Raw genomic sequence first — 25,257 nt, forward strand, 5'->3', positions numbered from 1 at the left:
GCGGCCGGGCCTGCTCGGAAGCTCAGCAGATTGACGTGCGGCAACAGAGCTGGCGAAGTTTCATGTTTCTCCCTGGGCGCCATCGATACGTACGGCGGCTCCTTGATGCCTGCCTGATGGCTGCCCGAGGTTTACTTGATGGCGACCGCATCGGGTGCGCGGGGCAGAAGGTCTCCTCGATAAACGAGATGAATCTTGTTCCCGTCTGGGTCGCGTATGTACGCACCGTAGTAGCCTGCGCCGTACCTGTCTCTAGGGCCTGGCTTGCCATCGTCAGTCCCGCCTTCCTTGATCCCGTTCTCGTAGGCGGCATCGACAGATTCGGGATTCGGAGCGACGAATGCGACCATGCTTCCGTTGCCGGAGGTACAAGGCCTACCGTCGTAGGGAAGATATATATAGAAGCGCGGTAGCTCCGCCCCGGGCATAATCCAGCACGACCAGAGTCGCCCAGGACGGGGCGGGACCAGACGCCTGACGAGGCCCAACGGCAGCAAAATCGCGTCGTAGAAGCGACTGGATATGTCAAGATCGCTGCAGCCGACGGTGATGTGACTGAACATCGGTGTTCCAAAGCAGTTGAAAGTTGGAGCATAGCTGGGCATGTCAGAATATTCAAATAAGTGTTCTAAGCACATGCCAAGCCCCTCTGTTCGATACTCGCAACTGGTTGACTGTGTGGATCTGCCTCAAAATGCGCCGCTCGCCACAGATTCCGGTTTGCCGGGTTGCCAGCCGCCGCCTAGCGCCTTGAAAGCAGCCACCGCTGCGCGTGCTGATTCCGTTTGCGCATGTGCCCGCGTATCGGAGGCACGCAGCAGGTTTTCATCGGCCTGCAAGACTCGATCAAACGGCTTCCAGAATCCCGGCCTACGACCAAGAGCGCAGCGTCGTTGCCCAGGCCATTCAAAGAAAAAGTCCATCAAGCGCCGGAGCCCGACGGGGTGGCCACCACGATTGTCGATGCCGCTTTGCGTACATGGAAAATGCGGCGTACGCCCAAAGGCGAGGCCCTCTCTTCTGGCCAGGTTGCGCCGTTTCATGCCAGCTGGCCCTGTCGAAGCAGGCCTGAGGAAAACGTTCGGCCTGGCCTGAACACCTCGCTGCGAAAGCAGGTGCGCCTGTTCTGGGCCATGCGGGCATGAAAAAGGCCGCTGCAGACAGTGTCTGCAGCGGCCTTTGTTTGCCGCAGCGAGGGCGCTAAAGATTAGTCACGCGCTGGCTTGGAAAACTTGCCGGACTTCTTGGCCGCATCACGGGGCACAAATACCTTGCCAGCTGGCTTGGCAAAGCCGCCGGGCTTGCGGTTGGCAAAGTCAGGGCGCGGTGCAAAGCCTTCGTTGCGGGAAGCAAAGCCTTCGTTGCGCGGAGCGAAGTTGCGGTCTTCACGCGGGGCGAAACCGGTGTTGTTGCCGCCGCCGAAGCCGCGGTCATCCTGGCGGCGCGGGCCGCGGTCATTGAAACCGGAACGGTCGCCATAGCCACCCTGTGGTCCAGGAGCGCGGCCCTGGAAGGGAGCGCGGTCGTCACGGTCGTTGTGGCGAGGAGCGCCGAAGCCGCCACCGCCAGCGCCACCACCAAAGCCACCTGCGGGCTTGCGGCCGGCATAGCCGCCACGATCACCACCGCCGCCGCCGAAGCTGCGGCCACCGCGGTCGCCGCGATCACCACCGAAGTTGCCGCGGGGGCGGTCGGAGGTCGGGGCAAAGCGCTGCTGCGGCTCCAGACCGGCGATCACACTGGGCTTGAGGTTCTGCTGCATGTAGTGCTCGATGTCCTGGATCTTGCGGCGATCGCGGAATTCGGCAATCGTGATCGCCTGGCCTTCGCGGCCGGCACGGCCGGTGCGGCCAATGCGGTGCACATAGTCTTCGGCTTTCATCGGCAGGCCGTAGTTGATCACGTGGGTGATCGACGGAACGTCCAGGCCGCGGGCAGCCACGTCGGTCGCGACCAGGATCTGGACGCGGCCATCGCGGAAAGCCATCAGGCGGCGGTTGCGCAGGCCCTGGCCCAGCGCGCCGTGCAGCGCCACAGCGCTGAAACCTTCCTGTACCAGGTCGTTGGCCAGGCCGTCGCATTCAACCTGGGTGCAGGCAAACACGATCGACTGGTTCATGGTGGTGTCGCGCAGCGAATGATCCAGCAGCTTGCGCTTGTGGGTCATGTTGTCGGCCCACAGCAGCGACTGGGTGATCGACGCATGTTTTTCATGCGGCGAGTCGATCTCAACACGCTGCGGCTGGCGCATGACGCGCGTGGCCAGTTGCATGATGCGCGGCGCAAACGTGGCGCTGAACATCATGGTCTGCTTGCGCTCGATCGTGAGCTGGTTGACTTCGGTCAAGTCATCGGCAAAGCCGAGGTCCAGCATGCGGTCGGCTTCGTCGACGACCAGGAACTGCACCTGGTCCAGCTTGATCTGCATGCTGCGCTGCAGGTCGAGCAGGCGGCCGGGGGTGGCCACCACGAGGTCGGCATTTTGCAGCTTGGCAATTTGCAGCTGGTAAGGAATGCCGCCCACCACGTTGGCAATGCGCAGGCCGCGGCAATGGCGAACCAGGTCGATCGCGTCGGCGCAAACCTGCTGGGCCAATTCACGCGTCGGGCACAGGATCAGCGCGCCGGGCGTGGCAGCCTTGAAGTTGCGCGGGCTGGTCGGGTCCTTGCGCTTGGGCTTTTTCAGCGGTGCTTCGCCGCGGGCGACGGCTTCTGCGCTCAGGCGTTCAAATTCGGAACGCTCAAAGCGCTCGGCTTCTTCCTGCTGTTTCAGCAGGGTGTGCAGCACGGGCAACAGAAAGGCTGCGGTCTTGCCGCTACCGGTCTGGCTGGAAACCAGCAGGTCGGTGAATTTGGCTTTGGGGTCGCTTTTGGCGTCGTGGTCCAGGGCCTGCATGGCCTTGGGGATGGTGGCCATCTGCACGGACGTCGGCTGGGTAAAACCCATGTCGGCGACAGCTTGCAGGAGTTCCTTGGCCAGGCCCAGCTTCACGAAACCATTGGGTTCGGCTACTACGGCTTCCAGGGAGGTGGGAGCCATCGAGGGCTCGTCCGAAGAAAAATCCGGAATCACGTGGATCACGGCTTCAGCGGTGGTATCAATATTTGTGTCGGGCAAAACGTCGCCACGAGCCTCAAAAGAGTCAGTCATGTTTTTTCTCACTAATCACCTGTGCGCAACGCTTTTGGCGAGGGAACAGGAAACTTCACCCCCGCGATGCGGAGGATTCGTTCATGGTTAATAAAACATCAACCATCAAACGAATATGCGGTCCAGGCAGCAGAAATGTGCCCGAAGCGGTGACTCCGTTATTGGAGTCAAAAGTGTGAGGTAGATGTACAAATGCAGGGCACCCAGTGCACTGCAAGCCCACGATTATAGCGTGCTTTGCGGGTTTCTACCAGTCCCCCTGACCAAACGAGTCCATTGCGGCTTCCTGCCGCAGCCGCACGCACGCTGATTTGCTATCATTTCAATAGCTTCTTGCGCCCGTCCTGCCTCGCCAAATCCCAAAAAAGGCTTAAGCCACGTTCACTTCAGAAAGTGTTGCCGGTAGTGCTCAAGCTCGTCAATCGACTCATGCACATCGGCCAGGGCGGTATGGCTCTGGCGCTTTTTGAAGGCGCTGTAAACCTCGGGACTCCAGCGCTTGGCCAGTTCCTTGAAGGTGCTGACGTCAACGTTGCGGTAGTGCAGGAAGGCTTCGAGTTTGGGCATGTACTTGACCAGGAAGCGCCTGTCCTGGCTGATGGTGTTGCCGCACAGCGGCGAAACACCCTTGGGAACGTATCGGGCCAAAAAAGCCAGAATCTGCGCTTCGGCATCTGCCTCGTCCACGGTGCTGGCCTTGACCTTGTCGATCAGGCCGCTGCGCCCGTGGGTGCCCTTGTTCCAGTTGTCCATCTGGTCCAGCAACTCGTCGGTCTGGTGGATCGCCAGAACCGGGCCTTCGATGCGCGGCGTGAGTTGTGGGCCCGTGACGATGACGGCGATTTCGATCAGGCGCTCTTTTTCCGGGTCGAGGCCGGTCATTTCGCAGTCCAGCCAGACGAGGTTCTGGTCTGATTTTTTGAGTAGGGGTTCAGTTTCAGGCATCTTGCGATTCTCGCTGATCGCCTAAACTGCCAGCCATGACCGACTATTCGCTTGTTTTCACCGGGGTGTTTTCTGCCTTTCTGGTGCTGGGGCTGCTCACGAAGTTCTACCTGGCTTCGCGGCAGATCCGCCATGTGGCACGAAACCGGGATACGGTGCCCACCGCCTTTGCGGCCACGATTTCGCTGCAGGCGCACCAGAAGGCAGCCGACTACACCATCGCCAAGGCACGCTTCGGCATGCTGGAGATGGCCTTCGCCGCCGCCGTGCTGCTGGGCTGGACGCTGCTGGGCGGCATCGATGCGCTGAACCAGGCGATCGCCGGTTCGGGCCTGGCCGCCTGGGGCGCGCTGGTGCCGCAGCTGATCCTGCTGGCCGCTTTTGGCCTCATCAGCGGTTTGCTCGACCTGCCCTTCACCCTTTACAGCACCTTCCGCATTGAAGAGCGTTTCGGCTTCAACAAGATGACCTTGGAGCTCTGGCTGGCCGACCTGGTGAAATCGACGCTGGTCGGCATCGTCATCGGCCTGCCCATCGTGGCGCTCATCCTGTGGCTGATGGGCAGCGCGGGAAGCCTGTGGTGGCTGTGGGCCTGGGGCGCCTGGATGGGCTTTAACCTGCTGGTGCTGGTGCTCTACCCCACCGTCGTCGCGCCGATGTTCAACAAGTTCAAACCGCTCGAAGACGAAACGCTGAAGGCGCGCGTGACAGCCTTGATGCAGCGCTGCGGCTTTGCGGCGAAAGGCCTCTTCGTGATGGACGGCAGCAAACGCTCGGCCCACGCCAATGCCTATTTCACCGGCTTCGGCGCGGCCAAGCGCGTGGTGTTTTACGACACCCTGCTCAAGCAGCTCAACCCCGGTGAAGTTGACGCCGTGCTCGCGCACGAGCTGGGCCATTTCAAGCACAAGCACATCATCAAACGCATCGTTTCGATGTTTGCCATGAGCCTGGCCGGGTTTGCCTTGCTGGGCTGGTTGTCGTCGCAGGTGTGGTTCTACACGGGCCTGGGCGTGCGGCCCAACCTCACCGGCGCCAACGACGCGCTGGCACTGCTGCTCTTTTTGCTGGTAGTGCCGCTCTTCAGCTTCTTTGTCTCCCCGGTGTTCGCCCAGTTCTCGCGCAAGCATGAGTTCGAGGCCGACGCCTACGCCGTGGCGCAAACGGATGGCAAGGATTTGCAAAGCGCTTTGCTCAAGCTCTACCAGGACAATGCCAGCACCCTCACGCCCGACCCGGTATTTGTGAAGTTTTACTATTCGCATCCGCCCGCCTCCGAACGGCTGGGCCGCATGATTCCTTCTGTTGAAAGCACCGCGACATGAGCAACCCGATCCACCAAAACCGCCGTGCCCTGAGCGCCACGGAAATCGTCACCCAGCTGAGCAAGCTCAATGGCGAGCAGGCCCTGGGCTGGCGCCTGATCGACGGGTCGCTGGAAAAAACCTACACCTTCAAGAACTACTACGAGACCATCGCCTTCGTGAACGCGCTGGCTTTCATTGCCAATGCCGAAGACCATCACCCCGACCTGGCCGTGAGCTACGGCAAATGCACCGTGCGCTTCAACACGCACGATGTCGAGGGTGTCTCTGTCAGTGATTTTTTCTGCGCGTCGAAGGTTGACGCCTTGCTGGCTTGAGCAAACCGGCACGTCCAGCCGCCGCTCCCGTCGCGGGCACGCGGCCCGGGCTGGTGGTGGCGGGTTTTGGCCGGCACGTGCTGGTGGAGACCGATACCGGCGAGCGTGTGATCTGCCACCCGCGCGGCAAGAAAAGCCAGGCCGTGGTGGGTGACCGCATTCGCTGGCTGCCTTCCGAAGACGAAGGCACCATCGAGAAAATTGAAGAGCGCCGCAACCTGTTTTACCGGCAGGACGAGATGCGCACCAAATCCTTCGCCGCCAACCTCGACCAGGTGCTGATCCTCATCGCAGCCGAGCCCGAGTTTTCGGAAAGCCAGCTGACCCGCGCGTTGATTGCCGCTGAGGCCGAGGGCATCACCCCCATCATCGCCTTGAACAAAAGCGACCTCACCGAGCCTTTCGGGCGCGCCTGGGCCAAGCTGGCGCCCTACCGGGCCATGGGCTACAGAATGCTCTCGCTGGCCATCAAACCCAAAACAGCGACAAGCGGGCCGGCCGATGCCCCGCACCCGGAACTGCAGGAACTGACAGACTTGCTGCGGGACAAAAAAACGCTGGTACTGGGACCTTCAGGCGCCGGTAAAAGCAGCCTGACCAACCTGCTGGTGCCCGATGCACGGGTGCTGACGGCGGAAATATCGCAGGCCCTCAATTCAGGCAAACACACCACCACCAGTACCACCCTGTACTGGGTAAATACCGGCACGGGCGGCCAGAGGAGTACCGCGCTGATCGACTCGCCGGGCTTTCAGGAGTTCGGGCTGCACCACATTGACCCAATGCAGCTGGCCAACTACATGCCCGACCTCAAGGCACACGCCCAGGACTGCAAGTTCTACAACTGCACCCACCTGCATGAGCCGGGTTGTGGCGTTATTTCAGTGGTCAAATCGGGGCCCAGCCCAGATGGAATCAGCGCGAGTCGCTATCGTTTGTATAGCGAACTTTTTGCCGAGCTGTCGCAACCCCGCTATTGACGGGAATTGACGGGCAGCGCCCGGCCGGGCAACAACGTCAGGCCTTGAGCAGCTCGCGGCAGGCCTGCACCAGCGCCTCACATTGCGCCGGCGTGCCCACGCTGATGCGCAAATGCTGGTCGATGCGCGGCTGCCTGAAATGGCGCACCAGGATGTTTTTTTCGCGCAAGCCGATCGCGAGGGCCGCTGCGTCGTGGTCAGGATGGCGAGCCAGCACGAAGTTGGCTTGCGAAGGCAGGACCTCAAAGCCCAGTCCTTGCAGCTGCCGGCTTAACAGATCGCGGCTCTGGATCACGGCCGTGCAGGTCGCTTCAAAATAAGCACGGTCCTCGTAAGCGGCCACGGCGCCGGCGATGGCCAGACGATCCAGCGGATAGGAATTGAAGCTGTCTTTCACCCGCTCAAGGGCTTCGATCAGGTGGCGCTGGCCGGCCGCAAAACCAACACGCAATCCGGCCAGCGAGCGCGACTTGGACAGCGTGTGCACCACCAGCAAATTGGGATAGCGCGCAATCAGACTGATGGCGGTCTCACCGCCGAAATCGACATAGGCCTCGTCCACCAATACCACCCGCTCGGGGTGCCGCAGCAACAGCTGCTCGATGTGCGCCAGCGGCAGGCCGGTGCCGGTGGGTGCGTTCGGGTTGGCAATCACCACGCCTGCGCATGGCGCGGTGTAATCCGCCACATTGATGCGCAGGGACGCATCCAGCGGCACGAGCCCAACCTCAATGCCATAGAGCCCGCAGTACACCTTGTAAAAGCTGTAGCTGACATCCGGCATCAGCAGCGGCTGGCCGTGGCGGAAAAATGCGCAGAAAGCGTGCGCGAGCACTTCATCCGAACCATTGCCGGCAAACACCTGGCCCGCGTCTATGCCGTGGCAGCCGGCAATCGCCCGCCTGAGTGCGTTGGCCTGCGGGTCGGGATAAAGCTGCAGGCCGTTTTGAGCCGCTGCCGTGATGGCGGCAACGACACGGGGCGACGGCGGGTAAGGGTTCTCGTTGGTGTTGAGCTTGACCAGGTCCGCAACGCCGGGCTGCTCTCCCGGCACATACGGCACAAGACCGCGCACCGCAGGGCTCCAGAAGGATTGCCCGAAGGGCAAAGCGGAAGGCGTGCTACCGCTCATCCGAGCAGGCGTGCCAGGGTCAGCAGCGCCAGCAAGACCATCCACAGCACCACGGAACGCCACACCAGCCCCACGATGCTTCGCAGGTGCGCCACTTCGGGCTCCCGGCCAGGCGTGGCTTCTGTGGCGATGCCGTCTTCCGCGTCCAGGCCACCCGCCTGGAAACTTTGCGAGGTGTCCGCCGAAAACGTGGTCTTGAGCGCTTCGCCGCCCAGGCGCACGTTCACGGCACCGGACGTAGCAGCCAGGATGATCCCGTCGTTGCGGTTTTCAGAGGCCGAAGGTGTGCCAACCGGAAACCGATGCGTGTAGTTGCGCCAGGCATCAATGGCGTCTTCAAAACTGCCGACCACCGCGAAGCCCAGCGAGGTGACACGGGCGGGCACAAAATCAATCACGCCCCAGGCTCGGCTTGCGGCGAGCTGCAACGCCGTGCTGGCGCCCTCGCCTGCCGCGGCGGCGGTCCTTCTTTTATAGGCCCAGTAGCGTGAAACGAACTCGCTCATGCGGTAGAGCACGGCGCCTGCGGGCCCCAGCCCCAGCGCAGCGAGCACCGAAAACCAGCCCAGCACGCCGAACACATGGCGGTGCGCGGCCAGCACCGAATATTCAATCACGTGGCGGACGATTTCGCTGCGTGGAAGCTCGCTCGCATCGACCTGGCGCCACTGCGCCAGCAATTCGCGCGCTGTCGTTTCGTCGCCGTCATCCAGCGCATCGCGTATGTCCGTGAAGTAGTGGCTGAACTGCCGGAAGCCCAGCGTGACATAGAGGATTGCCACGTTCCACGCAAAAGCCAGCACGGGATTGATGGTCCACAGCAGCCAGTGAATCAGGAAGGTGACCAGCGCCGGCACCAGCACGGCGACCGTCCATGCGATCCAGCCATGGTGCGGTTTGCCGGCATCCAGGCTGCGGTTGGTCCAGCGGGCCCAGCCCCGAAATCCCGCATGAATCCAGTTGCCGCGGGCCAGCGGACGGGCCTGTTCGATGATGAGTGCAAACAAAACGGCAAAAAAGCTCATGAGGAATCATAACTTGGCCCCCACGGTCGCTCACTTCGTGTAGCTCCCTGCCCCCCGAGGGGGCCGCCCGCCTGTGGCCCGGCAAAGCCGGTTCCACGGCTCATGCTGGTTTGAAGAATTCGATGGGTGCGACCAGTGGTGGAGGTATTTCACCAGTGGGGCCGCGGGACTGGCTTTGCCAGACCGCAGGCGCCGCCCCCTCGAGGGGGGAACAAGCTACACGTAGTGAGCTTGGACAGGGGTGTACCAATTTTTGGGGGAACGGGCTACACGAAGTGAGCCCGGACGGGGGTGTTACGCAACTAGAAAACGATAGAGATTACGCAGCATGCCAGCCGTCGCGCCCCAGATATAGCGCTCCCTGGCCTCGTTGCCATCACCTTCCATGGAGGGGTCTGAGTACGGCATGGAAAGCCATTGGCGTAGGGCGCCGTCGAATTCCATCTCGTGGCGGCGATGGTTGGCCGGGTTCATCAGGTAGCCCAACGGCACCTCGAAGACATCTGCGACTTCACCGGGGTTGGGCTGCAGCACGAAGCCGGGCCTCACCAGCGCCACGACCGGCGTGATGATGAAAGCGGTGCCGGTGACGTAGGTCGGCAAGGTGCCCAGCACCTCCACATGGTCGCGCGGCAAGCCCACCTCCTCGTGCGCTTCCCGCAGCGCGGTGTCCACTGCATCGCGGTCGGTCTCGTCCGTGCGGCCGCCCGGCAAGGCGACCTGGCCCGAGTGCGTGGACAGGTTGGTGGTCCGCTCCGTCAGCAGCAGCGTCAGCTCGTCCCGCATGACCAGCGGAATCAGCACCGCAGCCAGTGCGGGCGTGCGATCGGTAAATTTCTTTTCGACGCTGTGTTCGGGAGTCCACACAGGCGGATGCCGAAAACGCTGGCGCAGGGCCTCCGGTGAAAGGTGCGCCGAAGGGACCCCCGCCAGATGGTCATCAATGCCCAGCACCGGGATGCTGCGCGGGTCAAACTTCGGCAGGGGCCGGGTGTTGTTCATGGGGTGAGAGGTTAGCAGGCAAAAAAAAGCCGCTCGACAGAGCGGCTTTTCAGGGCGGAGGTGCTTTTAGGCAGCCTTGGCGCCCAGCTTTTCCTTGATACGTGCGGATTTGCCGCTGCGGCTACGCAGGTAGTACAGCTTGGCACGGCGCACATCACCACGGCGCTTGACTTCAATCTTCGCGATCAGCGGGCTGTAAACCTGGAACGTACGTTCCACGCCTTCGCCGTTGGAGATCTTGCGAACGATAAAGCTGGAATTGAGGCCGCGATTGCGCTTGGCAATCACCACACCTTCAAAAGCCTGCACACGTTTACGCGTACCTTCCACCACATTGACGCTGACGATCACGGTGTCGCCGGGAGCGTAAACGGGAATGGTCTTGTTCAAGCGGGCGATTTCTTCCTGCTCAAGGGTCTGGATCAGATTCATGATTTTTCCATCTAACTTCTTCGCTCATACACGCGCTACGCTAAAGACCGCAAATCCATGGATTCACCCGAAGATGATTCAGATGGTTGCAGTGGCCGCCAGAGGATCGAAAAGCCTTTGATTATAGCAAGTCAGTGCTTTTTTAAGCGTCTTTGTCCGGGTTTTCGACCAAATCGGCCAGAAAAGCCTCGTCACTTTCGCTCAAATTCCCACTCTGCCGTGCCATTTGCACCAATTCTGGGCGCTGGCGCTGCGTCAGCGCCAGGCGCTGTTCGCGCCGCCACCGCTCAATGTGGGCGTGGTTTCCAGACATCAGGGTGGTCGGAACAGGCTGGCCGCGCCAGCTTTCGGGCCGCGTGTAATGGGGGCAATCCAGCAAGCCGTCGAGTGCAGGATTAAAGCTGTCCAGCTGATGGCTGCCCTCGTCATTAAGCACCCCGGGCTGGAGCCGGGCCACCGCATCCAGCAAGGCCATGGCGGCAATTTCCCCACCCGACAGCACAAAATCGCCCAGGCTGATCTGCAAGTCAACATGGGCCTGGATGAAGCGCTGGTCCAGCCCTTCGTAGCGGCCACAGATCAACACCGCACCGGCGCCGGCCGACCAGCCTTCAACGCCGGCATGGTCCAAAGCCTTGCCCACGGGAGAAAAAAGCACCGTGGGAACTTTGGGCGCACCACTCACAGCACGGTCAGCCTGTATTTTTTCAAGGCACAGCGCCAGCGGCTCAGCCATCATCACCATGCCGGGGCCGCCGCCGAAAGGCCGGTCGTCCACGCGGCGGTAGTTGCCGTCGGCAAAGTCCCGCAGGTTCCAGAGCTTCACCTCGACGAGGCCAGATTCGTAGGCGCGGCGGGTCACGCCGCTGACCAGGAAGGGCGCAAAAAGCTCGGGAAAAAGTGTGATGATGTCGAAGCGCATGGGGCTATTGTGTGCGAGCCCGGCGCTTCGGGGCAACAGCCCCTTTGGGCCATAAAAATCAGTAGTCCGGCTGCCAGTCAACCGTGATGCATTTGCCGGCGATATCCACCGTGTCGACATACACGGAGACAAACGGAATCATGCGTTCGGCGGTCACGCTCGTGCCGTCTTCCTGCTGGACGGTGTACTCCACACACAGGACAGAGTGCGGGCCGGTGGCCATCAGGTCACGCACCAGGCCCAATGGCACGCCTTCGCGGTTGACCACGTTCAGGCCGATCAGGTCGACCCAGTAGTACTCATCCTTGGAGGCGGCGGGAAAGCTGCTGCGTGGCAGGAAGATGCGTGCGCCACGCAAGGCCTCGGCCGCATTGCGGTCATCAAGGCCCATGAACTTGGCGACGACGGAATCGGAGTGGACTTTGGCTTCGTCGACGCTGAGCGTGACTGTGCCGGAGAACACGGTAAACCCCGGGCGGAATTTGGCGTCAGGCGCCTGCAAAAACCAGGATTTGGCCGCGAAAAGCGCTTCTGGATCGGTGCTGTGCGGCAGGATTTTCACCCAGCCCTTGACGCCCCATGCATCCAGGATGCGCCCGACTTCGATGGCGTCGTGCGGAAGGCTTGAGGGTGTCAAGCCTGCCGACGACTGAAGGCCGGGAAGAGCGTTAGCCCCCACGCTCTTCACTCCGTGTAATACGCTGCCCCCCGCGGGGGCTAATTTTCCTTGGGGCGGCCCGGCGGAAAATTTTCACTCCAATCAGGCGGTGGCTGGAGCAGCCGTAGCACCTTGCTTGACCAGGCGCAGAACGGTAGGAGACGGCTGTGCGCCCACACCGATCCAGTGGGTCAGGCGGTCTTGCGCAATGCGCAGGCCTTCTTCGCCACCTTTGGCAATCGGGTTGTAAAACCCGATGCGCTCGATGAAACGGCCGTCGCGGCGAACGCGTTTGTCAGCCACAACAATATTGAAAAAAGGACGGTGCTTGGAACCGCCGCGTGCAAGTCGAATGACGACCATGATTTATCCTTCGGGTGGTGGGGCTTACCGGTAAGGTAGATACCCCAATGTTCTGCAGCGCTTGAGACACACGACATGGCCACCCGGCCAGCGAATTGCTGCAAAGCCTGAGATTATAGCCTGCCGAACGGTTTTTGCCCAAATTCACCCCTACCCCGCTCCTGAAGCCCCCCGCACACCCATTCTCCTGTCTCCGAAACCACCACCGACATGCCCCTCATCCGCCCCAGCCGCGAAGAAGACATTTCCGCCATCACGGCCATATACAGCCACCACGTATTGCACAGCACAGGCACCTTCGAAACCGAGCCTCCCAGCGTGGCCGACATGACCGCCCGCCGGGCCGACGTGCTGTCCAAGGGCCTGCCTTACCTGGTCGCCGAAGAGGATGGAAAAATCGCCGGCTTTGCCTACGGCAACTGGTTCAAGCCCCGCCCGGCCTACCGATTTTCAGTGGAAGACTCGATCTACCTCGCGCCTGACCTGCACCGCAAGGGCCTGGGCCGTGCGTTGCTGGCCGAGTTGCTGGCACGGCTTGAAGCGGTGGGCGTACGCAAGGCCATGGCCGTGATCGGTGATTCGGCCAACGCCGGCTCGGTGGGCGTACACCGCTCGCTTGGCTTCAAAGAGGTCGGCACCATTGCCTCCTGCGGCTGGAAGTTCGGCGCCTGGCGCGACATCGTGATCATGGAAAAGACCCTGGGCGCAGGTGACACGCAGCCGCCGGTGGATGCACCCGCCGCATAATCGCCGCATGCAAGCAACCGCCTCCACAGCCCCTAAAGCGCCCAAAAACAAAACCCTCGCCGCCTGGCTCGCCTTCGTAGCCGGCCAGCTCGGCGTGCACCGCCTCTACCTGTTCGGCCTGGGCGACATCTGGGCCTGGCTGCACCCCATCGCCGCCGCGCTGGGCTGGTGGGGCGTGGAACGTGTGCGGCTTTATGGGCAGGACGATCACCTCGCCTGGGTGCTGATTCCGCTGCTGGGCTTTACGCTGGCCGGTACGGCGCTCACCGCGATTTACTACGGCCTGATGTCGACCGACAAATGGAACGCGCTGCACAACACGGCTACGCCCGATACCCAGGCGGGCAACACCAACTGGCTGACCATAGGCGCGGTGGTGTTTGCCCTGTTGTTCGGCACCATCTCACTGATGTCCAGCATCGTCTTCAGCTTCCAGCGCTACTTTGAATACCAAGTCGAAGAGGCCAAAAAGATATCGCAGTGAATATGGCCCCCACGGTCGCTCACTTCGTGTAGCTCTCTGCCCCCCTAGGGGGCCGCTGCGCCTGCGGCCTGGCAAAGCCAGTTCCGCGGCCCCGGCTTGATTAAAGAGAGGCCACGACGCATGCTCAGTGCGTGGCGCGATCAGAAAACCTGAAGACTGACCCAGTACGCGATTGCTGCCACGAATGCGGAAGCCGGGATCGTGAAAATCCAGGCCCAGACGATATTGCCGGCCACGCCCCAGCGCACGGCTGAAGCGCGCTGCGTGGAGCCTACGCCCACGATGGCGCCGGTGATGGTGTGCGTGGTGGAAACAGGAATACCCAGCCCGGTCGCCAGGAACAGCGTCAGTGCGCCGCCAGTCTCGGCGCAGAAGCCGCCCACGGGCTTGAGCTTGGTGATCTTCTGGCCCATGGTTTTCACGATACGCCAGCCGCCGAACATGGTGCCAAAGCCGATGGCGATGTAGCAGACGATGACCACCCAGATCGGCAGGTGTTCCGTGGTCGCCATCATCCAGACCGGCAAACCCTGCACGTTGCTGGTCGTCGCGGCGATCAACAGCAGCCAGATGATGCCGGCGGTCTTTTGCGCGTCGTTGCCGCCGTGCCCCAGGCTGTAAGCGCCGGCGGAGACCAGCTGAAGCCGGCGAAACCATCGGTCGGCCTTCGACGGGGTCGTCCTGCGACACACCCAGGCCACCGCCACCATCATCAGCGAGCCCAGCAAAAAGCCGAGCAACGGCGACACGAAAATGAAGGCCACCACCTTGAACACGCCCGAGGCGATCAGCGCGCTGGCGCCGGCCTTGGCGATGACGGCCCCCACGATGCCGCCTATCAGCGCATGCGAAGAGCTGCTGGGAATGCCGTAGAACCAGGTGAGGATGTTCCAGGTGATGGCGCCCATCAGCGCGCCAAACACCACATGCGTGTCCACCACGCCCGGCATCACGATGCCCTTGCCGATGGTCGCCGCCACGCTCAGGTGGAAGATGAAATACGCCAGGAAGTTGAAGAAAGCGGCGAACAGCACCGCCTGCCCCGGCTTGAGCACGCCCGTCGACACCACCGTGGCGATCGAGTTGGCCGCGTCATGAAAGCCGTTCATGAAGTCGAACGCAATGGCCAGGAAGACCAGCAGGAACACCACCCACAGGGCGGCCTGTACGGTTTGCATATTTATCCCAATGAGGTAGCTAGGGAAACGAACGCGCCGGGACGCAGCGCAGGGCCGCCCCAAGCAAGGCCAGCCCCCTCGGGGGGCAGCGAACTACGCGAAGCGAGGAGCGTGGGGGCTGCCATCTTCAGGAGTTCTCGAGGACGATGCCCTCGATCAGGTTGGCCACATCCTCACACTTGTCGGTGATGGTTTCGAGCAGTTCGTACACCGCCTTGAGCTTGATCACTTCCCGTACATCGGGCTCTTCGCGGAACAGCCGGCTCATGGCCGAGCGCATGACGCGGTCGGCGTCGGACTCGAGCTTGTCGATTTCCTCGCAGGTTTTCAGGGCGGCTTCAGCCGTCGCGGCATCGCTGACTTTTTCGATCAGCGCCACGGCGTCCTGCAGGCGTTCGCAGCATTTGACGCTCAGGTCGGTCAGCCGCACGATGTCGTCGGTCATGTGGCGCACGTCGTAAAGCGCCATGGTTTCGGCCGAATCCTGGATCAGGTCGGCCACGTCGTCCATGGTGTTGATCAGCTTGTGGATCTGCTCGCGGTCGATGGGCGTGATGAAAGTCTTGTGCAGCGCCCGGTTGACTTCATGCGTGATGCGGTCGGCGGCACGCTCGGCGTGGTCGACTTCGCGGTTGAAAGCTTCGCGCTTTTGCACGTCCGCGTAGTTCGCAACCAGGTTCGAAAACGCGTGGGCGGCCTCGACGATGCGTTCGGCATGCTGGTTGAACATCTCGAAAAAATTGCCTTCGCGCGGCAGCAATTTGCCAAACAGCATGTCAGTTCCTCAGGAAATATGTCAAAAGTATGACGTTTTTGTGACTGCCGGAAGTTTAACCGCCTCGGATTTCGGAGCGATTTGGGTGTTTGGGCACTGGATTTTCTGCTTAGGCCGCTGGCCGGGGGTTGCCCGGCGGCAACTCACTTTTCTTTTGCTTCGCCAAAAGCAAAGTAAGCAAAAGAAAAGGCGACCCTGCTGTCTGCGTCCCTGCGCTTCGCTACGGGCAACCTGCGGTGCTCGGTCCAGACGGGGTCTCGCTCGAACTCGCTACGTTGCACTTCGCTCAGACAATCGCGATCCCTGATCCGTCTGGCCCTGCGCTCCTCGGCGCATCCAGAAGGGGTGGGACAGGAATACCAAACAGCCGAATACCAATACCGAAGATTCAAGCGCTGCGGAAGATGAAGTAGACGGCGCCTACCATGCACAGCGCCGCCCACAGGTAGTCAAGCTTCAACGGCTCGTTCAAATAGAACACTGCAAAAGGCACGAACACGCTCAGCGTGATGACCTCCTGCATGATCTTGAGCTGCCCGACGCTGAACTGGGTAAAGCCGATACGGTTGCCGGGCACCTGCAGCAGGTATTCGAACAGCGCAATGCCCCAGCTGATCAGCGCTGCGATATACCAGGGCGAGGTGGCCAGGTTTTTCAGGTGTCCGTACCAGGCAAAGGTCATGAACACGTTGGACAGCAGGAGCAGGCCGATGGTTTGCGCCGATACCGGCAGGGACTGGAGGAACTGCATCAATGGCTCCGTAAATGATATTTAGACAAACCGCCCGACCAGCAGCAGCACAACGGTCAGCGTCACCAGCGCCAGCGCGGTAGACACCACGACACTGGCAGTAATCAGGTCTTCCGCCACCTTGTAGCGCTGGGAAAACAAAAACACATTGGCGCCGATCGGAAGGGCCGATGCCACCACCATGACGGCCATCGGCACGCCGCCCACACCCAGCAGGCGGCACAGGCCGAACACCAGCAAGGGGTGCAGCAGGTTTTTCACGCCGGCCAGTGCCAGCGCCGGCCGCCAGTGCTCACCCACACGCGTATTGGCCAATGTCACGCCCACCAGCACCAGCGCCAGCGGACCGAAGGCATTGGCCAGCAGTTCCAGCGGCTTGTCGATCACCACGGGAATCGCAAGGCCGGTTTGCGCAAACAGCAGGCCGGCAATGATGGGCAACGGCACCGGGTGCAGCAACGCGTTTTTCACGGCCATCAACACCGTGGCCACCGGGTGGCGCGGCGCAGTGGTGACTTCATCAGACGTGCCCAGCTTCTGTTCATGCGCCACCGCCAGCTCCAGCACCACCGTGGCGCTGGTCAGCAGCACCAGCGAATGCACCGAGACCAACGTGAACAGCGTAATCAGACCTTGCGGTCCATACATCAGCCCGATCAGCGCAATGCCGATCATCACGGTGTTCGAAAAAGTATTGGCCAGCGCCAGCACCGCTGCGCGGCGGTTAAAGCCCTGCAGCAGCAAGGTGCCGCCAAATAGCACCACGACCGCCAGAAAGTAAGCCAGCACCGGCTTGAAGTCCAGTTCCTCCACATGCACCCGGCTCATGGTGCGAAACAACAAAGCCGGCGTAAGCAGCAGGAAGATCAGGTTTGAAAGGTCTTTTATCGCTTCGGGCCTTATCCACTGTGCGCGACCAGCTATGAAACCTGTAGCAATCAACAACACGACGGGAAGCAGGGACACGAAGACAAGCTGGTTCATCCGCACAATCTTAGCGCGCGGGCGGCCAGCGAGTCTGCGTGTTTTACGTAGTGGCCCCGCTTAAAAAGCGAGCTGCATGCCCACCTTCAGGCTGCGCCCCGGCAGCGGCGCCTTGGGAAACGCCGTGGTCGTCAGTACCGAGGCCGCGCTGTAGGCCAGCTGGTTGGTCAGGTTGTCCACCTTCGCATACCAGAGGATGTTGCTCACGCCTGCCTTCATGCGATAGGTGGCCGCCAGGTTCCACAGCGTGTAGGCCGACGTGGCACGCTGGCCGGCGGCCACACGGTTTTGCGCCATCGAATGGTCAAAGCCGATGCTGCTGCCCCACGGCCCGTGGGCCCACACCAGGCTTGCCCCCATGCGTGCCGGCGCAATGCGCGGCAACGGCTGGCCGTTGCTGAGGTTGGTGGCGCGCACCACATCGCCGCGCAAGGCCAGGTCCAGACTGGACGCTCCTTCGATCAGGCGGATGTTGCCGCTGGCTTCCAGGCCCACAAAACGGGCGCGCACGCCGGTGTAGGCAAACTCCGGCAGCAGCTTGTTGTCCGGGTCGTTGTCGTCCACGCCGTCACCGTCCAGGTCGGCCGGGTTCAGCGCGCCGTCTTCCTGCCCATAGTTGTTGCCCGTGGCCAGCAACCCGATGTAGTTTTTGAAACGGTGCACATAGGCATTGGCCGCAAAGCTGTTGGCGCCGGACTTCCAGGCCGCGCCAACATCCAGGCTGGTCGACTTTTCCTTGCCCAGGGTGGCGTCGCCGCTTTCCCAGGCTTTGGTCGCTACGTGCGGGCCCTGGGCGAAGAGTTCGTAGTCCTTGGGTGCGCGTTCGGTATAGGCCAGGTTGCTGGTGAGCTGCCAGCCCGGCGCCGCGTTCCACAAGGCGCCCAGCGCATAGCTGTGCGGCGTAAAGTCGCGCGTCAATGGTGCGAAGCGCGCCACCAGCGGGTTGCCCAGCGACTCCACCTTGACCGACTCCAGGCGCCCGCCAAAGCTGAGCTTGCCCCATCCGGTGGTGTATTCCTCATACGCAAACAAGGCGTTCTGCGAGGTCTTGCTGTAAGGCGCGAAAGCCTCGGCGCCGTCGGCCGAAAACTTGTTGTTCTCGGCCTGAAAGCCGATCACGCCGTCCAGGTTGCCGATGCGCGCATGGCGCGCCTCCAGCCGGAAATCACTGCCCTTGTTCTTGAACACCGTGCCGGGGTTGGGCCCTTCAAATTCGGTGTGTTCGTAGTCGGTGTGGCTCAGCTGGCCCTTTACGCTCTGGATAAACCCACCCAGGTTGCGCACCTCGCCTTCCAGCGCCACGCGGTTGGACTTCATGTCAATCGTCACGTCGTCTTCAGCCACCGTGCCGTAGTTGCTGCGGTAGGTGCTGACGGACGCGCCCAGGTAGCCGTGGTCAAAAAACACCGAGCCGCCCGCCGCACCACCGCGCACTTTGCTGTCCGAATTGCAGATGCGGTGGGTGAGGGTGTTCACGCCGCCCTTGCTGCAAGCCAGGTCGGTGGGCACCTTCACGTCGCCGGTTTCGCGGCTGAACACGTCAACATGCAGGGCGTAGCGATTGTTGCCGCCTTCGAGCAACACGCCGCTGCTTTTCTCGCGGTTGCCGGTGGCCAGGCCCAGGTCGACCTTGCCGCCGACACCGCCCTTCTCATCAAACAGCGGCTCGCGCGGAATGCGGTTGTCGATCACGTTGACCACGCCGCCCACCGCACTGCCGCCATACAGCAATGCGCCGGGGCCGCGCAGCACCTCCACGCGTTCGATGCTGATCGGGTCGGACGTCACCGCGTGGTCATAGCTCAGGCTGGAGGCGTCCAGCGTCGCGCCGCCGTTGCCCAGGATGCGGATGCGGTCGCCGTCCAGGCCGCGGATGATGGGGCGGCTGGCGTTCGGGCCGAAGTAGGTGCTGCTCACACCGGGCACGCCGTCCAGCGTTTCGCCGAGTGTGGTTTTGGATCGCAATAGCAGCCCGGCGCCCGAGTACTGTGCGGCAGGTGCTATCAAATCAGTAGCGCCCAGCGGGTTACCGGTGACGGTGACTTCTTTCAGGCTGGGGGCAGATGCTGGCGAGGCGGTCTGGGCAGTCGCCAGGCCGCAGGAGAGCGTCGCCGCGAAGCAGAGCGCGCGGCTGATAAAAGGTGGGTTCATGATGACTCGCTGAATCGAAAAACAAGAGGGCAAAGCTGCGCCCTGGCCAGGTGGCCGGCGCACAGAAAAACGGGGAGATTCAGCGAGTGGAAGGCGGGCCGCGCGCGTCGAACAGCGCCGCCCAGCGGGCGAGTGCTTCGCCGCGGGAGATGTCAAATGCCACGCTGGAGAGCACCAGCGGCAAACTCAGCAGGGGAAGCGTGGGCGCCGCCTGGCCGTGGCTGGCCTGGTCAAACAGGCGGCAGTCCGGATCGCCGTCATGCGAGGAAAACAGCGAGGCCAGCCAGCCGCCCTCACCCTTTTCTTCGGCATGCGCGAGAGCGGCGTGCTCCTGATGGTGGCCGTCACGATGCACATTCGAATTTGAATGCGGATGTGAATGCGGATGGATGTGTGCCTGCGGGCTGTGCACCACGCCGTGCATCAGCCCCAGCAGTTGTGCAAGCAGGAGCGCGGAGGCCAGCAGCCAAATCAAGGCACCGGCGCGACTCAGACCCCGACGCTCACTTGACGCTGGTGGCATCCGTGATGCGGTAGTAAAGGCCGTAAGAGTCGTCATTGAGGACGAGGAAGCGCCCCTCCACCACCACCGGCTCCATGCTGTATTTCACCGGCGTTTTGGTTTTGACTTCGACCATGCTCTCGGGCCCGCCGGGCAGGCAGAAGGCGCAGGTCAGCGGCACCGAGGACAGCAAAAAATGCTTTTGCTTTTCACCCGGGTCCAGCGGCATCATGAAACCCTGGATACGCTGGGTTTTCTGGTTCAGTGCCATCTGGTCGAGGGTGAAGACCGGCAGGATGCGGTTTTTCTCGTTTTTGGTTTTCACCGCCGTCAGCACCGACCAGGGCACCACGTCCGTGCGGGCCGCAAGCGGTGGAAACGGGCTGTTGGCGCCATGCACGCCCGCACCCTGCCCGACCGGTATGTCAAACGCCGGCCCTGCAGCGGCAGGCTTGCCGCCACTTGCCAGGGGGGAAGACAGCGTTTGCGCCGAAAGGCCCGCCGCGGCCAGCAGCGTGCTGCAGGCCAATGCCCACCTCAGTCCGTAAAGGCTTGGAGTGCGAGGGCGAAAAGAGGCAGTCATGCAGTACTCCAGAAAATCCAGAAAAAAGGTGAGGCCACTTCAGGGGCGTCGCGGTGACGTCAGTGGACGTCAATGAACGTGTTTCATCCCGCAGTATTTGCCGACAGCCAGGCCTTTGCAAGCGGCCTGCAGCTCTTTTTCACAAACTTCGTCTTTCTTGCCCGATTCCAGGCATTTGGCGGCGTTTTCGTGGGCGGCGGCCATGGCGCGGTGGCGCTGGATGTCTTCCTTGGTTTCCTTGTCGTTGTGCTGCGCATGGGCCAGCGAAAACGTGGCGCTCAGGGCCACCGCCGCAAACGTGGCCGCAACAGGAGACAGGGTGAGGAATTTTTTGATGGAAGAGAGGTTTGTCATAAGAAGGTTACCTTGATTGGAGAAGTTCAAACACACTGACCCGGTAGGCTTCCCAGGCGGGCAGCAACGCAGACGCCAGCGCCACCCCCAAAGCCAGTACCGGCACACTGACCAGCTCGACCGGCCATGACAGCGCACCGATCAGGACAGATTTTTCAAGTTGCAACGCCCAGGCCAGCAGTGCCGTCAGCCCCTGCCCCGCAAGCACCCCCAGCATGGTTGCCAGCAACGCCAGCCACAGCGCTTCGCACAGCAGCAGGCCGGCCACGCGGGCCGGCGGCGCGCCCAGCATGCGCAGCAGCGCCAGGTCGGCCCGGCGCTCACGCACGGCACCCCACAGCGCAATGAAGACGCTCAGGCCCGCCGTCAGCAGCAGCACGCCGGCCAGCGCCCGCAGCACGTCGGTGCCCACACCCACCATGCTCAGCAGGCGCGTGATTTCCAGCGCCGGCGCGGCAGCCTGCATCTCGGTGCTGCTGTTGATGTAGCGCGGAAAGGTCACGGCCGCCAGCGGCGTCTTGTACTGGATCAGTGCCAGCGTGATTTCGCGCTCTTCTTCCAGCACCTTGCGGTCGTCGTCGTCCAGTGCCGTGTCGGTTTCATGCACCTGCCAGACGGACTCGGTGGCCGTCAGCACCAGGCGGTCCAGCACGGTGTGGCTGGCGGCCAGGATGCCCGACACCACATAGGGGCTCAGCTTGTGCTCTTCACCGCCGCCGCCCAGGCCGTGCGTGCCGGTAAAGCTGTCGCCCACTTTCAGGCCGGTCTGCTGCGCCACCTGCGCGCCAATGACGGCCTGCATCGGCCTGGACCACAGCGCGCCCTGCGCCAGCTGCGCGTCGTAATGGTGGATGTAGTCGGGCGTGGTGCCCACGATGCGAAAGCCGCGAAAACTGTCGCCCAGGCTGATGGGGATGATCCTGGCCACCTGCGGATGCTTTTCCAGCTCCTTCACCGCCGCCAGCGGCACATTGCCCGTCGGCACGTCGAGGTGAAACACGCCCGACAAAATCAGCTGCATCGGGCTGCCCTTGGCGCCCACCACCACATCAATGCCGGCCACGTCACGGTCAAACGCCTGGCTGATCTGGTGGCTGACCAGCAGCAGAAAAGTGATGGAAGCCAGCCCCAGGGTGAGCAGCAGCAGGTTGAGCGCTGCCGCCAGCGGCCGCGACCACAGGTAGCGCCATGAAAACACAACGGTTTTGAATGCTATCGTTTTCATAGCTGCTTGCGCTCGACCAATAAGGACTGCAGGCCTTTTTCGTCTTTAAAAAAGGCCTGGACACGCGCATCGTGCGTGGCAATCACCAGCGTGGCGCCCTGCTGCTGCGCCGCGCTTTGCAGCAAGGCCAGCGACGCCGCGGCCGCGTCGTCGTCCAGGCTGGCGGTGGGTTCATCGGCCAGGATCACGCACGGCTTGAGCAACACCGCGCGCGCCAGCGCCACACGCTGCGCCTGCCCGCCAGATAGTTGGGGCGGCTTGCGACCAGCCAACGCGCGCACGTCCAGCGCGTCCAACGCTTCGGCAATGCGGCCTTCGTCATCCGGCTGGCCGGCGGCCCACTGCGCCATGGCCAGGTTGCCCTGCACCGTCAGCGCTGCGCTCAGGTGAAGCTTCTGCGGCAAAAAGCCAATGGTTTTTGCCCGCCACGCGTCGCCGGCACGTCCGCCCAATGCCTTGATGGACTGGCCGGCCACTGTGATGTCGCCCTCACTGGGCGCCAGCAAACCTGCCGCCAGCGCCAGCCAGGTTGATTTGCCCGAGCCCGACGCACCGCGCAGCAGCAAGGTGCCGCCCTGCGCGACGTCCAAGTCCGCAAAGCGCAGCTCGGGACCATTGGTGTAGCGGTAAGCCAGCTGGCGGGTGCTGATCATGAAGAAGCCGTGCCGTTGGCGCAGTCGGCGCACACGCCCCGCACGGCAAAGTCCATGCTCATGCCCTGGTAACCCAGCGCCTTCAATGCTTCCAGCGCGGTTTGCGCGGCGCGTTCCAGGTCTTTGGTGCTGGCCTTGAGCGCACCCGAACGCTTGCCCGACAACGCGCCCGACAAGGGGCTGTCGCGGTGGCAGCTCTGGCATTCAAAGTGGGGAATGGCGTGCACGCTGCTCGGCATGGCCTGGTAGCGCCGCACGCGGTTGGCGTCCACGCGGCACAGCAGCAAACCCACCTGCGTGAGCCGGTCGATCAGCCGGTACAGCGTGACGCGATCCAGTGTCACGCCTTCGCCGGCATCATCGTCGCCGCCCAACGCGGCCTGTAGTTGCGCGTGCGTGTAGCTGGTGTCCGGGTGGGCCAGCAGCCAGCCCAGCACCAGACGCGCAGCGCTGGTGCGGCGCAGGCCGTGGGCTGACAACAGCACATCAATCGGGTCCGCGTCGGCGGTGATACCGGGCTCGGTTTTGGAACGCCTGACAGGGTGGACGGATGCCATGGGATGAAGCCGTTCGGAAAGAGTTTGGCAAAAGAGCGCGCGGTGTATTTTCGCAATGCGCGCACATAACGCAACAATGTTGCATTAGACTATACAGCAATTCAGTTGCATTATTACCGCAACCGAGTGGCTTTTGATGACTTCCCGGCCCGCTTGTTTGTAAAGACGACTCCCTTGCCAGCTTCACCTCCTCCCTTCCCCCCACAGCCTCCGCGCCGCCGCAGCATCCTCACCTGGCCGGCCTGGCGCCGGGTGCTCGCGGTGTTGCCAGCCGTGGCGCTGCTCTGGATGGCGGTCGCCTGGGCTTCGGCGGAAATAGCGCCATGGTGAGCGCCATGGTCGCGCTGGACAACCTCACCGTCAGCTACCGGCAGCATCCGGCGCTGCACCACGTCAGCGGTCACTTCGCGGCGGGTTCGCTGACTGCGGTTGTTGGCCCCAACGGCGCCGGCAAAAGCACGCTGTGCAAAAGCATCATGGGTTTGCTGCCCCGTTCGGGCGGACAGGTCACCACGGCAACGCCGCGCGCGCGCATTGCCTACCTGCCGCAACAGGCTGAGCTGGACCGGAGCTTTCCGATGGACGTGTGCGACGCCGTGCTGCTCGGCTGCTGGCCTTCGCAGGGCGCGTGGGGCGGCGTCAGTGAGGCGCAGTGGGCCGCCGTCGGCGCGGCCTTGCGCACCGTTGGCCTGGAGGGTTTTGAAGCGCGGCCCATTGGCACGCTTTCCAGCGGGCAGTTCCAGCGCGTGCTGTTTGCCCGCCTGCTGGTGCAGGACGCCCGCCTGATCCTGCTGGACGAGCCCTTTAACGCAATAGACAGCAAGACCACCGCCGCCTTGCTGGCGTTGATTCGCCAGTGGCATGCCCAGGGGCGCACCGTGATTGCCGTGCTGCACGACGATGCCCAGGTGCGGGCGCATTTTCCGCAAACACTCCTGCTGGCGCGCGAAGCCGTCGCCTGGGGGCCCACCGCACAGGTCATGACCGAAGGCAACCTGGCGCGCGCCCGCGCGATGGCAGAAGCATGGGACGAAAGCGCCGAAGCCTGCCGCATCGACGACAAGGCAGTAGCCACACCAGTGGCATTGCACGAGCCCCTGCTGCACAAGGCTGCGGCGTGATGGAAGCCGCGCAGCACGCCCTTCACGGTGCCTGGGCCATTCTGTTTGCGCCGTTCGCCGAATATGCGTTCATGCGCCGCGCGCTGGTGGCCACGATGGCGCTATCGCTCAGCGCCGCACCACTGGGCGTTTTCCTGACCTTGCGGCGCATGAGCCTGCTGGGTGACGCGCTCAGCCACGCCATATTGCCGGGTGTCGCCATCGGGTTCATGCTGTGCGGCCTGTCGCTCACGGCCATGGCAGCAGGCGGCGTACTGGCCGGCATGCTGGTGGCCGCGCTGGCCGGCTTCATCAGCCGCGCCACCACGCTGAAAGAAGACGCCAGCCTGGCTGCCGTTTACCTGGTGGCGCTGGCGCTGGGCGTGACGCTCATTTCCGGCCACGGCACGCAGCTTGACCTGCTGCACATCCTGTTCGGCAGCGCGCTGGGCGTCGACACGCCGGGCCTGCTGCTGGTGGCCGGCGTGGCCAGCATCAGCCTGGTCGCGCTGGCAGCGGCTTACAGGGGCCTAGTGCTGGAGAGTCTTGACCCGGTATTCCTGAACGCAACGGGCCGCAGCGCCTCTTTCAAGTGGGCGTGGCAGCAGGGCTTTTTGATGCTGGTCGTCATCAACCTCGTGGCCGGCTTCCAGACGCTGGGCACGCTGATGGCTGTCGGCCTGATGATGCTGCCCGCGGTGTCGGCGCGCCTCTGGCATGACACCCTGCCCGCGCAGCTCGCCAATGCCGGCGCACAGGCCATGGCGGCAGGCTATGCCGGGCTGCTGCTGTCTTACCACTTCGATACACCTTCGGGCCCGACCATCATCGGCTGCGCCGGCGCGCTGTACTTTGCCTCGCTGCTGCTGGCGCCCGGCGGCTGGCTGCCGCGCACGTTCGCGCGCGCGCACCGCACCGCCTGAAGCTGCGCATCTTTCCTTTCTTTACCAACCCGGAGCCC

Annotated in this window: 28 protein-coding genes and 2 pseudogenes; 8 read left to right on the forward strand and 22 right to left on the reverse strand. The window is 62.8% G+C overall.

The window, feature by feature from the left end:
- Nucleotides 1–131 precede the first annotated feature (131 nt).
- Together AC1DVV_RS11620 and AC1DVV_RS11625 are read right to left on the reverse strand one after the other, a co-directional pair.
- Nucleotides 132–563 (reverse strand): VOC family protein, encoded by a 432-nt coding sequence (locus tag AC1DVV_RS11620; RefSeq protein WP_431095608.1) that lies wholly within the window; start codon nucleotides 561–563, stop codon nucleotides 132–134.
- Nucleotides 564–689: 126 nt separating this feature from the next.
- Nucleotides 690–842 (reverse strand): annotated as a pseudogene (locus tag AC1DVV_RS11625) (TolC family protein); the annotation flags it as partial.
- A 14-nt stretch (nucleotides 843–856) separates the two neighbouring features.
- Here AC1DVV_RS11625 and AC1DVV_RS11630 point away from each other — a divergent pair.
- Nucleotides 857–1,095, forward strand: a pseudogene (locus AC1DVV_RS11630) (oxidoreductase); the annotation flags it as partial.
- 112 nt (nucleotides 1,096–1,207) lie between these two features.
- Here the strand turns inward: AC1DVV_RS11630 and AC1DVV_RS11635 are convergent.
- Entirely contained in the window at nucleotides 1,208–3,151 is a 1,944-nt protein-coding gene (locus AC1DVV_RS11635) for a DEAD/DEAH box helicase (RefSeq protein ID WP_477701820.1), read from the reverse strand.
- A gap of 381 nt (nucleotides 3,152–3,532) precedes the next feature.
- Complete coding sequence (gene orn / locus AC1DVV_RS11640; RefSeq protein WP_457279974.1) at nucleotides 3,533–4,096, reverse strand: oligoribonuclease; 564 nt, start codon at nucleotides 4,094–4,096, stop codon at nucleotides 3,533–3,535.
- Nucleotides 4,097–4,131: 35 nt separating this feature from the next.
- On the opposite strand from orn, the gene AC1DVV_RS11645 reads away from it, so the two are divergent.
- Genes AC1DVV_RS11645 through rsgA form a run of 3 tightly spaced genes read left to right on the forward strand, consistent with a single transcriptional unit; the run spans nucleotide 4,132 to nucleotide 6,718 of the window.
- Nucleotides 4,132–5,421 carry a M48 family metallopeptidase gene (locus AC1DVV_RS11645; protein ID WP_477701821.1) on the forward strand — a complete coding sequence of 430 codons (1,290 nt, stop codon included), beginning with the start codon at nucleotides 4,132–4,134 and terminating at the stop codon, nucleotides 5,419–5,421.
- Nucleotides 5,418–5,738 (forward strand): 4a-hydroxytetrahydrobiopterin dehydratase, encoded by a 321-nt coding sequence (locus tag AC1DVV_RS11650; RefSeq protein WP_477701822.1) that lies wholly within the window; start codon nucleotides 5,418–5,420, stop codon nucleotides 5,736–5,738. The genes AC1DVV_RS11645 and AC1DVV_RS11650 overlap by 4 nt, the downstream gene beginning before the upstream one ends.
- The gene (gene rsgA, locus AC1DVV_RS11655) at nucleotides 5,735–6,718 is read left to right on the forward strand and encodes a ribosome small subunit-dependent GTPase A (protein WP_457279971.1); all 984 of its coding nucleotides are present in this window, start codon (nucleotides 5,735–5,737) and stop codon (nucleotides 6,716–6,718) included. The genes AC1DVV_RS11650 and rsgA overlap by 4 nt, the downstream gene beginning before the upstream one ends.
- A gap of 37 nt (nucleotides 6,719–6,755) precedes the next feature.
- On the opposite strand, the gene hisC is transcribed toward rsgA, so the two are convergent.
- The 7 genes from hisC to rpsP form a co-directional block, all read right to left on the reverse strand.
- Nucleotides 6,756–7,850 carry a histidinol-phosphate transaminase gene (hisC, locus tag AC1DVV_RS11660; RefSeq protein WP_477701823.1) on the reverse strand — a complete coding sequence of 365 codons (1,095 nt, stop codon included), beginning with the start codon at nucleotides 7,848–7,850 and terminating at the stop codon, nucleotides 6,756–6,758.
- Nucleotides 7,847–8,875, reverse strand: a complete 1,029-nt coding sequence (locus AC1DVV_RS11665) for a CobD/CbiB family protein (protein ID WP_457279969.1) — start codon at nucleotides 8,873–8,875, stop codon at nucleotides 7,847–7,849. Before AC1DVV_RS11665 ends, hisC begins: the two co-directional genes overlap by 4 nt.
- 294 nt (nucleotides 8,876–9,169) lie before the next feature.
- Nucleotides 9,170–9,877: a CoA pyrophosphatase gene (locus tag AC1DVV_RS11670; protein WP_457279968.1), complete on the reverse strand. Its 708-nt coding sequence runs from the start codon at nucleotides 9,875–9,877 to the stop codon at nucleotides 9,170–9,172.
- Nucleotides 9,878–9,943: 66 nt separating this feature from the next.
- Nucleotides 9,944–10,309, reverse strand: a complete 366-nt coding sequence (rplS, locus tag AC1DVV_RS11675; protein WP_077595343.1) for a 50S ribosomal protein L19 — start codon at nucleotides 10,307–10,309, stop codon at nucleotides 9,944–9,946.
- A 142-nt stretch (nucleotides 10,310–10,451) separates the two neighbouring features.
- Entirely contained in the window at nucleotides 10,452–11,231 is a 780-nt protein-coding gene (gene trmD, locus AC1DVV_RS11680; protein WP_477665575.1) for a tRNA (guanosine(37)-N1)-methyltransferase TrmD, read from the reverse strand.
- Nucleotides 11,232–11,289: 58 nt separating this feature from the next.
- A complete protein-coding gene (gene rimM / locus AC1DVV_RS11685) occupies nucleotides 11,290–11,868 on the reverse strand; it encodes a ribosome maturation factor RimM (RefSeq protein WP_477665574.1) in 579 nt (192 codons plus the stop codon).
- 123 nt (nucleotides 11,869–11,991) lie between these two features.
- A complete protein-coding gene (gene rpsP / locus AC1DVV_RS11690; RefSeq protein ID WP_477665573.1) occupies nucleotides 11,992–12,252 on the reverse strand; it encodes a 30S ribosomal protein S16 in 261 nt (86 codons plus the stop codon).
- A 210-nt stretch (nucleotides 12,253–12,462) separates the two neighbouring features.
- On the opposite strand from rpsP, the gene AC1DVV_RS11695 reads away from it, so the two are divergent.
- Both AC1DVV_RS11695 and AC1DVV_RS11700 read left to right on the forward strand, forming a co-directional pair.
- Nucleotides 12,463–12,999, forward strand: a complete 537-nt coding sequence (locus tag AC1DVV_RS11695) for a GNAT family N-acetyltransferase (protein WP_457279964.1) — start codon at nucleotides 12,463–12,465, stop codon at nucleotides 12,997–12,999.
- Nucleotides 13,000–13,006: 7 nt separating this feature from the next.
- Nucleotides 13,007–13,483 (forward strand): hypothetical protein, encoded by a 477-nt coding sequence (locus AC1DVV_RS11700; protein WP_477689230.1) that lies wholly within the window; start codon nucleotides 13,007–13,009, stop codon nucleotides 13,481–13,483.
- 140 nt (nucleotides 13,484–13,623) lie between these two features.
- Here the strand turns inward: AC1DVV_RS11700 and AC1DVV_RS11705 are convergent, their stop codons facing one another.
- The 11 genes from AC1DVV_RS11705 to AC1DVV_RS11755 form a co-directional block, all read right to left on the reverse strand.
- A complete protein-coding gene (locus AC1DVV_RS11705) occupies nucleotides 13,624–14,661 on the reverse strand; it encodes an inorganic phosphate transporter (RefSeq protein WP_457279962.1) in 1,038 nt (345 codons plus the stop codon).
- A gap of 127 nt (nucleotides 14,662–14,788) precedes the next feature.
- Nucleotides 14,789–15,436: a DUF47 domain-containing protein gene (locus tag AC1DVV_RS11710; RefSeq protein WP_457279961.1), complete on the reverse strand. Its 648-nt coding sequence runs from the start codon at nucleotides 15,434–15,436 to the stop codon at nucleotides 14,789–14,791.
- 388 nt (nucleotides 15,437–15,824) lie between these two features.
- The gene (locus AC1DVV_RS11715) at nucleotides 15,825–16,187 is read right to left on the reverse strand and encodes a DMT family protein (RefSeq protein ID WP_457279960.1); all 363 of its coding nucleotides are present in this window, start codon (nucleotides 16,185–16,187) and stop codon (nucleotides 15,825–15,827) included.
- Between the two features lie 21 nt (nucleotides 16,188–16,208).
- Entirely contained in the window at nucleotides 16,209–17,171 is a 963-nt protein-coding gene (locus AC1DVV_RS11720) for an AEC family transporter (RefSeq protein ID WP_477701826.1), read from the reverse strand.
- Nucleotides 17,172–17,231: 60 nt separating this feature from the next.
- Nucleotides 17,232–19,322 (reverse strand): TonB-dependent receptor, encoded by a 2,091-nt coding sequence (locus tag AC1DVV_RS11725; protein ID WP_477701827.1) that lies wholly within the window; start codon nucleotides 19,320–19,322, stop codon nucleotides 17,232–17,234.
- Nucleotides 19,323–19,401: 79 nt separating this feature from the next.
- Nucleotides 19,402–19,845: a hypothetical protein gene (locus AC1DVV_RS11730; RefSeq protein WP_477707190.1), complete on the reverse strand. Its 444-nt coding sequence runs from the start codon at nucleotides 19,843–19,845 to the stop codon at nucleotides 19,402–19,404.
- The gene (locus AC1DVV_RS11735; protein ID WP_477701829.1) at nucleotides 19,826–20,407 is read right to left on the reverse strand and encodes a DUF3299 domain-containing protein; all 582 of its coding nucleotides are present in this window, start codon (nucleotides 20,405–20,407) and stop codon (nucleotides 19,826–19,828) included. The genes AC1DVV_RS11730 and AC1DVV_RS11735 overlap by 20 nt, the downstream gene beginning before the upstream one ends.
- Nucleotides 20,408–20,476: 69 nt before the next feature.
- Nucleotides 20,477–20,761 carry a hypothetical protein gene (locus tag AC1DVV_RS11740; RefSeq protein ID WP_457279955.1) on the reverse strand — a complete coding sequence of 95 codons (285 nt, stop codon included), beginning with the start codon at nucleotides 20,759–20,761 and terminating at the stop codon, nucleotides 20,477–20,479.
- Nucleotides 20,762–20,768: 7 nt separating this feature from the next.
- Nucleotides 20,769–21,986, reverse strand: a complete 1,218-nt coding sequence (locus AC1DVV_RS11745; protein ID WP_477701830.1) for an ABC transporter permease — start codon at nucleotides 21,984–21,986, stop codon at nucleotides 20,769–20,771.
- Nucleotides 21,983–22,639, reverse strand: coding sequence for an ATP-binding cassette domain-containing protein (locus AC1DVV_RS11750; RefSeq protein ID WP_477665570.1), 657 nt, complete (start codon nucleotides 22,637–22,639; stop codon nucleotides 21,983–21,985). Before AC1DVV_RS11750 ends, AC1DVV_RS11745 begins: the two co-directional genes overlap by 4 nt.
- Complete coding sequence (locus tag AC1DVV_RS11755) at nucleotides 22,636–23,196, reverse strand: Fur family transcriptional regulator (protein ID WP_457279952.1); 561 nt, start codon at nucleotides 23,194–23,196, stop codon at nucleotides 22,636–22,638. The genes AC1DVV_RS11750 and AC1DVV_RS11755 overlap by 4 nt, the downstream gene beginning before the upstream one ends.
- Before the next feature lie 326 nt (nucleotides 23,197–23,522).
- Between AC1DVV_RS11755 and AC1DVV_RS11760 the strand changes: the two genes are divergently transcribed.
- Both AC1DVV_RS11760 and AC1DVV_RS11765 read left to right on the forward strand, forming a co-directional pair.
- Complete coding sequence (locus AC1DVV_RS11760) at nucleotides 23,523–24,317, forward strand: metal ABC transporter ATP-binding protein (protein WP_457280959.1); 795 nt, start codon at nucleotides 23,523–23,525, stop codon at nucleotides 24,315–24,317.
- Nucleotides 24,317–25,219 carry a metal ABC transporter permease gene (locus tag AC1DVV_RS11765; RefSeq protein ID WP_477701831.1) on the forward strand — a complete coding sequence of 301 codons (903 nt, stop codon included), beginning with the start codon at nucleotides 24,317–24,319 and terminating at the stop codon, nucleotides 25,217–25,219. The genes AC1DVV_RS11760 and AC1DVV_RS11765 overlap by 1 nt, the downstream gene beginning before the upstream one ends.
- The last annotated feature ends 38 nt before the right edge of the window (nucleotides 25,220–25,257 follow it).

The sequence above is a fragment of the Polaromonas sp. P3_B4 genome, from assembly GCF_056402835.1.